This window comes from Rhizobium sp. PL01, assembly GCF_033447125.1.
Lineage (GTDB): Bacteria > Pseudomonadota > Alphaproteobacteria > Rhizobiales > Rhizobiaceae > Pararhizobium.
Window position 1 is genome coordinate 17208 of sequence record NZ_JAWQUM010000007.1, and the last position, 11231, is coordinate 28438.

Annotated in this window: 7 protein-coding genes; 2 read left to right on the forward strand and 5 right to left on the reverse strand. The window is 56.7% G+C overall.

From position 1 onward, the window contains the following. Nucleotides 1–328: 328 nt before the first annotated feature. From trpB to R6X40_RS17190, 4 genes are all read right to left on the reverse strand, one after another. Nucleotides 329–1534: a tryptophan synthase subunit beta gene (gene trpB / locus R6X40_RS17175; protein WP_318415021.1), complete on the reverse strand. Its 1206-nt coding sequence runs from the start codon at nucleotides 1532–1534 to the stop codon at nucleotides 329–331. A 567-nt stretch (nucleotides 1535–2101) separates the two neighbouring features. Next, nucleotides 2102–3244: a Fic family protein gene (locus R6X40_RS17180; protein ID WP_318415022.1), complete on the reverse strand. Its 1143-nt coding sequence runs from the start codon at nucleotides 3242–3244 to the stop codon at nucleotides 2102–2104. A gap of 504 nt (nucleotides 3245–3748) precedes the next feature. After that, complete coding sequence (locus tag R6X40_RS17185) at nucleotides 3749–4957, reverse strand: MFS transporter (protein WP_318415023.1); 1209 nt, start codon at nucleotides 4955–4957, stop codon at nucleotides 3749–3751. Nucleotides 4958–5016: 59 nt separating this feature from the next. Beyond that, nucleotides 5017–6003, reverse strand: a complete 987-nt coding sequence (locus R6X40_RS17190; RefSeq protein ID WP_318415024.1) for an AraC family transcriptional regulator — start codon at nucleotides 6001–6003, stop codon at nucleotides 5017–5019. A gap of 1174 nt (nucleotides 6004–7177) precedes the next feature. On the opposite strand from R6X40_RS17190, the gene R6X40_RS17195 reads away from it, so the two are divergent. Further along, nucleotides 7178–8266 (forward strand): GSU2403 family nucleotidyltransferase fold protein, encoded by a 1089-nt coding sequence (locus R6X40_RS17195; RefSeq protein WP_318415025.1) that lies wholly within the window; start codon nucleotides 7178–7180, stop codon nucleotides 8264–8266. A gap of 95 nt (nucleotides 8267–8361) precedes the next feature. On the opposite strand, the gene R6X40_RS17200 is transcribed toward R6X40_RS17195, so the two are convergent. Continuing rightward, nucleotides 8362–9057 (reverse strand): GntR family transcriptional regulator, encoded by a 696-nt coding sequence (locus R6X40_RS17200; protein WP_318415026.1) that lies wholly within the window; start codon nucleotides 9055–9057, stop codon nucleotides 8362–8364. Nucleotides 9058–9245: 188 nt separating this feature from the next. Between R6X40_RS17200 and R6X40_RS17205 the strand changes: the two genes are divergently transcribed. Further along, nucleotides 9246–11183: an ABC transporter substrate-binding protein gene (locus R6X40_RS17205; protein ID WP_318415027.1), complete on the forward strand. Its 1938-nt coding sequence runs from the start codon at nucleotides 9246–9248 to the stop codon at nucleotides 11181–11183. Nucleotides 11184–11231: the final 48 nt, after the last annotated feature.

The following is an 11231-nucleotide window of genomic DNA, read 5'->3' on the forward strand; positions in this document are numbered from 1 at the left end:
GGTGTGGGTAGTGGCACGATGAAAAAGGTTTTGCAGAACGGCGAGTCCATTCGATTTCATAGGAGGGCCTAGATCTATGGGCTCGCTCATCAGTAATGGGCGTTGTCTCTCTCTTCGCACGAAGGCCGGACGCTCGCCGCTGTGGCGCGACGAGCACGCCCCTTACCAACAACGCCCATTCGAAGTGGAGTTGGAAACAGGCCCTTTAGCGCGTTATGCCGCTTGTCGTCAGAGGCGAAGCAATTCCAGACTACGCATCCAACAGACTTGCGTGCACGCTCATTCTCCTAACGTGTTCATCGCGCAGATTGACACCTTTTTTAAGATGTCAGCCGTTGAGTTGCAGCAGGTTTGAGACGGCGAAAATATCCTTGTCGCCACGCCCGCAGAGATTGACGATGATGATCTTCCCCGGCATACGCGGCGCGCGTTTGATAACCTCCGCGATAGCGTGAGAGGGTTCAAGTGCAGGTATGATGCCTTCTTCGGTGGAAAGAAGCTGGAATGCATCGAGTGCTTCCAGGTCAGTCGCCGACGCATAGGTCACACGCCCGCTCTCCTTCAGCCAGGCGTGTTCAGGACCGACGCCGGGATAGTCTAGCCCAGCTGAGATCGAATGGCCCTCGGTGATTTGACCATCCGCATCCTGAAGAAGGTATGTTCGATTGCCATGTAGCACCCCTGAACTGCCTTTCGTCAAAGACGCACAATGTTCTTGGGTGTCGAGCCCTTTTCCCGCCGGCTCCACTCCGACCATCGCAACGCTTCGGTCATTCAGGAAGGGGTGAAAAAGACCGATCGCGTTGGAACCGCCGCCGACAGCAGCCACAAGCATGTCCGGCAGGCGTCCCTCATGTTCGACGATCTGCTTGCGAGCTTCCCGCCCGATAACCGTTTGCAGGGTCCTCACCATCTCGGGGTAGGGATGCGGTCCGGCAACTGTCCCGATCAAATAGTAGGTGTCATCAACGTTGGAAACCCAATCACGAAGCGCCTCGTTCATTGCATCTTTCAAGGTTCCATTCCCGGACGTGACCGCCCGTACCTCCGCTCCAAGCAATTTCATCCGGAAGACGTTGGGGGCCTGACGCTCTATATCTTTTGCCCCCATATAGATGACGCATTGCAGACCAAATCTTGCTGCGACGGTTGCTGTCGCCACGCCGTGCTGGCCGGCACCCGTTTCGGCGATGATACGGCGCTTTCCCATCCGCCGGGCGACCAGGATCTGACCCATGCAGTTGTTGATCTTGTGTGAGCCAGTATGGTTCAGCTCGTCACGTTTCAGGTAGATGCGCGCCCCTCCCAGCCGACCGGTCAGCCTTTCCGCGAAATAAAGCGGGCTCGGCCGTCCCACGTAGTGCCGTGAATAGTCGTCAATCTCGTCCCAATACAAAGGGTCGGTCTTGCCACGCTGCCATTCCTCGTTCACCGCGAGCAGCAACGGCATCAGCGTTTCAGGGACGAAGCGCCCGCCGAACTTCCCGAAAAATCCATCAGCGTCGGGAAGCAAAGGACGTGAACTGTCAAACATTACTTGTATCTCCGGTTTTAAGCCGGATACGTATAGTCGGCGATGTCAGATTGATAAGAACTGGTGATTCCCGACGCTAATGCAGAGCACCTCGTCACAACAGACCGTGTCGGTCATCCCGGTTTCTCTTATCGGACAGTCGGAGAGCCCCAGCGATGGTTCCACACGCAGTGTGCAGTCGAGGCCTTTCCAACGGTGCTATAACTGCTTGTTGGGCGGCTTCCCAATGGTAAAGTGGCCGATAACGCTCACAAGGCCCGGGAATAGTGATGACGAAGTAGTGGATCAACATGCCGTAAGTCCTGTTCAAAAAAAAGCAGGCGGCGTGCCCGAACCATCTGCGGGCGCTCCATTACGAAGCCGCGACGATACTCCTCAAAACCAGGGGCCTTGGCATCCTTCAGACGAAAGATGCAGTTCCGCCAAAGGGCGCTTGAATGGAAACAGACTCACCGGGACGAACCCGAACAAATGTCAGACCCATGCGGCCGAGCGATCAGGCAATGCGCAAGGTGCTAGCTGTCCTCAACGAACGAGCCGAATGACGCAAAGCACACGCTGCCGAGCTTATTCGGATCGGGAGTGGCCGTCCTTCGAGACATCCAGTACCAGTTCGTAAGACGTACTGCGGCCGCCGGCTTCCCCTCTGCGCAAAATACCTTTGGTCAAGAGATAAGCGATGTCACGCGAGGCCGTGTCTTGGGATGCATTCGTCAATTTTGCCCATTTCGTTGATGTGAGCTTCCCGTCGAAATTCCCTTCCAGTAACCGGTTCAGAACCTTGGTCTGTCGGGGGTTGAGATCACACGCGGCGTGGGCCTGCCAGAATTCGTTTTTAAGCATGACGTTGTCGAGGGTCAGCAATGCGGCGCCCACTGCATTGCCCAGACGATCCAGAAACCATTGAACCCAGTTCGTAATATCGAGTTCCTCTTGAGCCGTTATCGATTGTAGTGCTTCGTAGTAACCGGTACGGGATTTCTCGATAGCTGCGGACATGGAATAAAGCCGCTGAAATCCCCCGCCACCGCGCGCAAGCGTCATGTCGGCAATGGCGCGGGTTATGCGGCCATTACCGTCGCCGAAGGGATGGATCGCCACAAACCATAAATGAGCGACAGCTGCCTTGACGAGAGGATCCATTTCCTGCGATCCGTTAAACCAATTGAGGAAGGCCGTCATCTCCGCCTCCAGACGGTCGGCGGGTGGTGCAACATAGTGTACCTTCTCGCGTCCGAATGCGCCGGACACGATTTCCATGCGGCCACCGGAATCGTCCCGCCAATCGCCGACGCGAAGCCTGTGTCCCCATTCGTTGCGGCCGGTCGGAAATAGGGCCGCATGCCATTGAAAGAGACGTTCGGCTGTCAATGGTTTGAAACAGTCGATCGTAGCATCTAGGGTTATGTCAACGATGCCCTCGACTGAGCGGTTGGGTGTCACGAAGCCGTCAATGCTTATGCCAAGTCGTCTGGCCAAAGAGGACCTTACCTGTTGCTCGTCCAGCCATTCTCCCTCGATCGCTGAAGATTTTACAACGTCATCAGTCAGAGCCCGCAGAAGTGTTGCTTCATGGGTGCGAAAACCAAGGAGCTCTACACGACCGATTAGGCGGCCCTGATCAAGGCGAACTGTCGCGAGACTGGCCGCAAACTCGTCTGACCGCCATTCAAAAACTGGCCAATTGGGAGACTGCCAAATATAGGTCATGTTTTAGAATAGTCCGCTGATGCGGAGAATAGCAAGTTTATTATCCGCAAAAATGCGGAGAATAATGAATGTTATCTCCGCAAGGCCGTCAAAAGGTGAAAGGGCAATCGTCTAATGCAAGCTGATTGGAATTTACAGACCAGTGGCGAGGCTCAGTCTAGCACTTCCTTGCACAACGTGCTTTTGGAGGCAGCTACATAGTTTTTCTAACCAACTGATTGACATCCACTACGAGCGTCAATGATCGACGCAGCGCAGGTTGAAAGTTCAGGTCCGTTCAAGGCGTCCTCCGCGCGAAAAATTGGAGCCGGGAGTGGAGCAGCGCCACAAACCGGGACAGGAACAGATTCCGTTCAACGGTTTGAGGTGTCACGCGCGGATCGATACCTTTGTGCACGGCGGTCATTGCGGAGCCGTACATCGCCTACCGCCATGCAGATGTGCCCATCGGCATCCCATCCATAAAAATGGTTGCCCGACCTACCCGCGCAACAGCAGCAAAGATCAGCTCCGGGGCTGCATCAGGGCCAGCCCGACTGTCGATGCGGCTAGGATGGCGGTAAGAGTTAACGGTCCCGTAGCGCCATAAGTATCAACGATATAGCCTCCAACAACCGCGCCAATTGTGATTGCCACCTGGAATGAGGTCACCATCAGGCTACCAGCAGCCTCCAGCGCGTCGGGCGCGGCGCGAGACAGATTGGTTGGCAGAACGACCGGCGCCATGCCGAAGGCGAAGCCCCACAGCGCCACAAAGCCGAAGGCAACACCGATATGCACACCCCAAAGTACCAAAGCAAGCGCCGCAAACGCCATCAAAGCGGCAGTGACTGCGAGGGCGATGCGGATATTGGCGTCGGCCATGCGACCACCGGCGATGTTCCCGATCACAGCGGCGATGCCAAATCCGAGCAGCGCCAGGGCAATCGGACCGGTTGTCAGGAGCGTAACCTGCTCGAGGAAGGGGCGCACATATACCGAACCGGCGAAGTGGCCCGTCATCAGCAAGAGGATCGCTAGCATGCCAACCTGAATGCCACGCCGCCGTGTCAGCCGGAAGACGTCGCCAAGGCTGTTGCTTGTGGTTGCAGGCAAGGTCGGCAGACTGAGCCACTGTAGCAACATCGCAAGTGCGGCCAGACCGGCTGTCATGGCCATGGCGGTGCGCCAACCCAACCAGTCGCTGATTAACGCGCCCATTGACGGAGCGGCGATGGTGGCGAGCGAGACGCCAAGAGTGACGATCGCCATGCCCCGCCCCGTTGCATTGGCGCCAACCAGTCTTGCCACGACGGCAACTGAAAGCGCCCAGAAAGCGCTGAGGGCGATGCCCAGACCGGCTCGACCTAACAACAATAGCCAAAACTCGGTCGCAGTCGCCGCAAGAATGTTGGAGCCGACAGCCAATGCGCTCAGACCAACCAGCACCGTCTTGCGGTTCAGTCGGCCAATTAGGACATTGCTCAATATAGCCGTAACGGCGCCGACAGACGCGGTGGCAGTAACGACCTGTCCGGCCATCCCCTCGGTAACGCCGAGATCGCGCGCCATTGGGGTCAACATGCCTGCCGGCATGAACTCCGCCGACACCAGGGCAAAGCTGGTTGCCGCCATTGAAACGACCGCGAACCAGGTGGCCGAGCTCCACGCGGCTGGCGGAGCGATATCGGGATCTTTTACTGCGTCTTCAAGCTGGAATGTCGTGTCCGCCATTGAGGTATCTCCAAGAGTTGGAGATCTTCATAGACGAGTTTTCTCGGATGTGATGTGTCTTAAAATCCGAAATCCATGTCCGTTCGTCCGGAAATTGTGCGACGCACAACGCCCGGCGAGACGCTGGTAATGCGCTTGAATGCGCGCGCGAAGGATGCCTCAGACTCATAGCCCAACCGGGTAGCGACATCGGCAACCGACATGCCGCTTTGGACTAACAACTCGCGGGCAAGCTTCATGCGCATGCGGGCAAGATAATGTACCGCGCCTTCCCCCAACACAGCGCTGAAGCGCTCGGCGAAAATCGAGCGCGATTGACCTGCCACGGCAGCGAGTCTTTCCAGGGTCCAGTTCTGGCCGGGGTCCCGGTGCATGGCTGCTAGCGCGCGGCCGATATTGGGGTCACGGATGGCGGCGAGCCATCCAATTGTTGGGGCGCCGCTGCAATTGACCCAGCAGCGAATGAGCCGCGCCGTGAGCAGGTCCGCCATTCGTGACAAGATCGTGGCGCTGCCCATCTGTGGATGGGTTGCCTCCACCGTCATTGCGGCCAGCAGCGGGCCAACGATCGGGTCGTTGCCGGCCACGTCACAGCCCTTGATGATTGGTGGCATCAAGGTGATCAAGGGATCGAGAGCACAAACGCCCAAGGCCATCGAGCCGCAGAAAAGGGTGCTGGTAGCCCCTGTCCCTTCTCGCACCACGTCGCAAACGTTGCTTCCCAACCTGGTCACCTGACATCCGTTGAGGGAGCCGTCGGCAACATCCGGCGCACTGGCAAGTCTATGGGCGACGCCCTGCGGCAGCAGCACCAGATCGCCATCGCGCAATTCCTGCCAGCCTAGCGTTGCCGTATGGATCCAGCAAGGACCTTGGCTGACAAAGTGAAAACGAAGCAGCTGTTGCTGCGGAAATTCGATGCTCCATGGGTGACGGAGTTCGCAACGGCTATAGTTAACCCCGCTCAAGCGGAAGTCCTGCAGGACTTCGCTCAGTGCATCTACTGGAATATGCGGGGAAGACGATTGGGACGAACGGTCAAGCATTCGCGTATTGTAGATGCTAAGCGTCCGGCAGGCAAATCGGAATCAAGGCCAGTAGATTTGCCAGTCCAATCACTTTCGGCGCCAAGGCGGGGCTAGGCGAACGGCGTCTGACAACACAGGGCGTCTTGCTTCAAATCCGGATTGCTTTATGTCTAAGTCATTATTTTTCAAAGAGTTTTGAAGCCAATAGAAGCATGCAAGACGTATCTTACCAAGACCAAACCGGTGGGCTGTGCTGCATTATCGAGGAACGGATCTGTTTGCGCCCCTGCAAACTTACCATCCGCTTTTTGATCGCTAACGATCACTTACACGCCCGTGAGGTTAGCGTGTTGGGTTCGATCCCCATCAAGGCGATGTATTGTTTTGATCCAATACTTTGGCGCTGGAGGATGAACTGGGCTACCCGAGAGCCGCTAGCGAAATCTGCTTACACTAAAATAAAAGCGACGGATTAAGTCGCAAATGCTGTAACATTAAATCCTTATTAAGCATTCCGGTGACAATCATGAGTGGCAAGCGGAAAATAACTACCCGCGACGGTTCGAAGAATATCTGATTTTAGAGAGGCCCAGCATCATATGCGAAATTCTCACATTCATGATCACCTGACAGTTGCCAAACTTAGCGCAATTGCGGCGCATGATACAATGCTCGCCTACTTGATCGATATGGCTATCATCCATGAAGCGCAGAGGTCGAAGCAAGACGCACCGAGTGCGGCAATCGACAAAGCGGCTTAGATCTCAAGCGCTGAGACCCAAAGCGCATCGACTTAACTCGTGGTAAGCCCCAATGCACCAGCGATGCGTTAACAGCGTCGGTGCATTGCGTTCGAACACAGTTGCAACCGATCTGCGCTTCCTCATCTCTGGATGTATTGATAATAGGATGTCCCGTTCCGATCTCGATACCAGCCTTAGCGGCAACACCGCGTCCGCCATCGATATTGAATCGGGCTTGCCGTTTGGTCTCTTATATCAGCGGGGCTGGGGAGGCGCGGACCAAACGTCCACATCCTCGATGCAGGTTCTTTTCGGTCCTCTATCGTAGAGGCAGAGTTTGGAAACGTTCGAGCCACGCGATCGATCCGATATGAGCATCCCAACTTGCTACATATCCACTCAGCCGTTATACTGTTTTTGAAAAACAGTATAACGGCGGATTCGAGCGCATGAAGTTAATCGACCTCATGTATCAGACGATGCTTGCCGAGCTAGGCCAGCGCTCGCTCGACGCCGCTTGGACGGCTCATTTCCCCTCGGAGGGTCGGTTCACTCCGGCCAACATCAAGGGGAGCAAGTACTGGTACTTCGACATTCCGGATGGACATGGTGGTACGAGACGTCGTTACGTCGGGCCTGCTGACGATCCGGACATCGCGCAGCGCGTAGCTGATCATAAGCGGGACAAGGACGATCTACGCGCTCGCAGGCGCATGGTTAACACGCTGACCCGCGAAGGCGGGATGGTCGCTTCCGACGCCATGTCGGGCGACATCGTTGAGGCTCTTGCCGACGGCGGTCTCTTCCGGCTCCGGGGTGTCCTAATCGGCACGCTGGCCTTTCAGTGCTATTCAGGACTGCTGGGCGTCCGCCTTCCCATGGCTGCAATCCTGACCGGCGATGCGGACATCGCCCAGGACTATGCCATCAGTCGGGAGGTTGAAGACAGCCTGCCTCCGATCGTTGAACTGCTACAGAGCGTTGACGCCAGCTTCCGGCCAGTTCTACATCGATCCGGCTCCGCAGCCTCGTCGGCGTTTCAGAATGCCGACGGCTACAGGGTTGAATTCCTGACGTCGAACCGTGGTTCGGACGACTACATCGACCAGCCGGCGAAGATGCCCGCCCTCGGCGGCGCCAGCGCGGATCCCCTACGCTTTCTCGATTTTCTCATCAGGGATCCCCTGCGGACAATGCTACTCCACCGAAGCGGTGTCCCAGTCGTCGTCCCTGATCCGTCCCGATATGCGATCCACAAGCTCATAGTCGCCAGCCGTCGTCACGCTGACGGGCAGGGACCAGCGAAGCGAGACAAGGACGTTCGTCAAGCGGCGCTACTCTTTGAAGCCCTGCAGCAGACGAGGCGATCTGCCGACTTGGCACTCGTCTACAACGAGGCGTGGGGGCGCGGCCCTGCTTGGCAGGAAGGTATTCGAACCGGGGCGGGAATGCTGCTGGCACAAGAAGCTGAGCGGTTCAAGACGGTCCTGATCGAGGGGGCAAAGAAAAACCGCGAAGACATTGAGCTTCCATTTTGAGGATGGCCTGCCCCGCTTCGAAAGCCAAGTAGCTGACTTGATTCGAAGTCGCGAAAACAAACAGGGTGTCGAGAGTTCGAGTCCGCGCAAGGCGCTCAATGTCCGCGTCTTGATAGCCGCATGCGCTCGATGATATGCCGGCCCGATCCTTCGACATGTTTGCCGATGGCCTGTGCCGCGCCCTCGGCGTCCTGCTTCTTGATGCAGTCGAGCAATTCCCGGTGCTCCGAAAGCACGTTCGCCTGGCGGCCGAGAGAGGTCGGAAAGCCGCGGCTGATCGCCCAGAGAATTTCACGGTGGCGGACCCAGAGATCGACAGCATGGCGATTGTAGTGTTTGTCATACATCAGGCGATGAAAGCTCATGTCGAGTTGCGAGTGCGCCAGTTCGTCGGTGAAATTGAGCCGTTCGATATCTGCCTGGATGCGCTCCAGGTCCTCGACATCGGCTTTTGTCACGATGCCAACGAACCAGCGCGTCAGGGCAGGTTCAATCAGGACTTCGATTTCACAGATATCGCGAACGAACTCCTCATCGATCGGGCGAACCCGGGCGCCGCGATTCGGCTCCATGATCACGAAGCCTTCGCCGCGCAGCTGTTGCAGCGCTTCCCGCACGGGATTGGTGGACGTCCCCATACGACTGGCGAGTTCGGATACCTTCAGCCGCTCGTTAGCACGTAGCCGCCCATGGATGATGTCGTCGCGAAGGCGCTCATAGATCGAGCCGCCGGCTTCGTCTGTTGTGTCTTCGTCAGTCGCCGATCGCGGCAGGGGTGTCATCGTGCTCATAAGACAACGTTTTAATGCAATCGCGTTGGTTTTGCCAAGTGCCAGCACGTGTCAAATGAATAAATTAATACATCTATCTTGACAAATAATGTACGATCTGGAAGTTTTCGTGCAGCACGAAGCCGGGAGGGTACCAGGCGAACGTGATGGAGGAGGCCGGTTGAGGCCGGTGATCAGGAGGAGAAGACATGGGTTACCAGCAAAAGCTGCGTGGCCTCGTCGTATCGACGGGGTTGCTGGGCGTTTCACTAATGGGTTTCGCCAATCCAGGCGTGGCGCAGGACTACAAGCAAGCGCCGATGCTTGAGGAAAAGGTAATGAGCAACGCTCTTCCTGCGGTAAGCGACCGGCTTCCGGAACATCCTTTCGTCGAGACGATGGTCGATGGTATCGGCAAATACGGCGGCACCCTGCGCACGACAATCCTTGCCAATGGCGACCAGTATAACCTGACGCGCACCATCGCCAATGAGCTTCTCGTTCGCTGGGATCCGCAGTGGAAAACGATCGTCCCGTCGCTTGCCGAGGACGTCAAGGCATCCGCCGACGCCACCACCTATACCTTCAAGCTACGCAAGGGCCTGAAGTGGAGCGATGGTCAGCCCTTCACCGTCGACGACATCATGTTCTGGTACGAAGATGTCTTCATGAATGACGCGCTGTCGCCGGCCAAGAACCCGACCTTCGTCGTTGCGGGCAAACCGGCAAAGGTGACGAAGATCGATGACGTCACCGTCGAGTTCAAGTTCGATTCGCCTTACGGGCTCTTCCTGCAGCAGCTTGCCTACGGCCAGGGCCATTTGCCGGTCATTTACCCCAAGCATTATCTCCAGCAATTCCATGAGAAGTACAACAAAGCAGGCATTCCGGAGCTTCTGAAAGCCAATCCGGCGGCGGGCGATTGGGTTGCGCTGTTCAACTCGAAAATTTCGATGACCTTCCAGCCGCCGTTCTGGCAAAACCTCGATCTGCCCACGCTCAATCCTTGGGTGCTCACCGTTCCCTACGCGGACAGCGAACGTGTCGTCGCCACCCGCAATCCCTATTACTGGAAGGTCGATCCGGACGGTAACCAGCTGCCTTATATCGACGGCATCACCTGGGCAAAACTTGACGACCCGCAGCTAATGGCGCTGAAGATGACGTCCGGCGAGTTCGATTTCGCCTTCCGTCATATCAACAATGCGACGTTCAAATCCGTACTTTTTGACGGCCAGGAAACCGGCAACTATCGTTTCGTCGATGTCAAGGACCTGCCGGCCAACGATGCTGTCATTCTCTTGAACCTCAACTCTACAGACGAGACGAAGCGGAAGATTTTCCAGAACAAGGATTTCCGCATAGCACTGAGCCACGCCATCAACCGGCAGGAGATCATTGATCTCGTTTATGTCGGGCAGGGCGCCCCGGCACAGGTTGCAACCCAGCCGGAACATGAGCTGTTCAACGAGCGCGAGGCAACGCAATACACCGAATTCGATCCAAAGACCTCCAACGGCATGCTCGACAAGATCATGCCGAAAAAGGATGCGGAAGGGTTCCGTCTCGATGACACGGGCAAGCGCTTCACCATCAACTTCATGGTCGCCGATGTGTTCGGGCTTTCCTATCCCGATGTGATGCAGATGGTGCAGAAAGACGCCAAGGCTGTCGGCATTGACATCCAGATCCGCACGACCGACCGCGCACGTCTTAACACGATGTGGGCTGCGAACGAACAGGACGCCTATATCTGGAACTGCGTCGGTGGCCTGTCCGAAGTTTACACCGATCCACGGTGCTACATGCCGTTCCAGAAGGCCGATATCTTCTTCGCCATGAAGTGGAGCGAATGGTATTCAAACCATGCGACGGGCGAAGAGCCGCCGGCCGAGATCAAGGCTTTGATGGCATCCTACGACAAGGTGAACGCCGCCGTCACCGACGACGAGCGCCGCGAGAAGATGAAGGAATTCCTCAATCTTTCGGCCGACAACTTCCTGAACATCGGGATTTCGCGCCCCATGCCAAAATACATGATGGTGTCGAAGAACCTGAAGAATGTCGTCGACGGTATTCCGATCACCGGCAACCTCTGGCATCCGGCGCCGACGCTGACCCAGTGGTATTTCGACAAGGCCAATTAAGGCTCCTCCCGGTGCCGGTGGGGGATGTCCTTTTTTCCCACCGGTCGC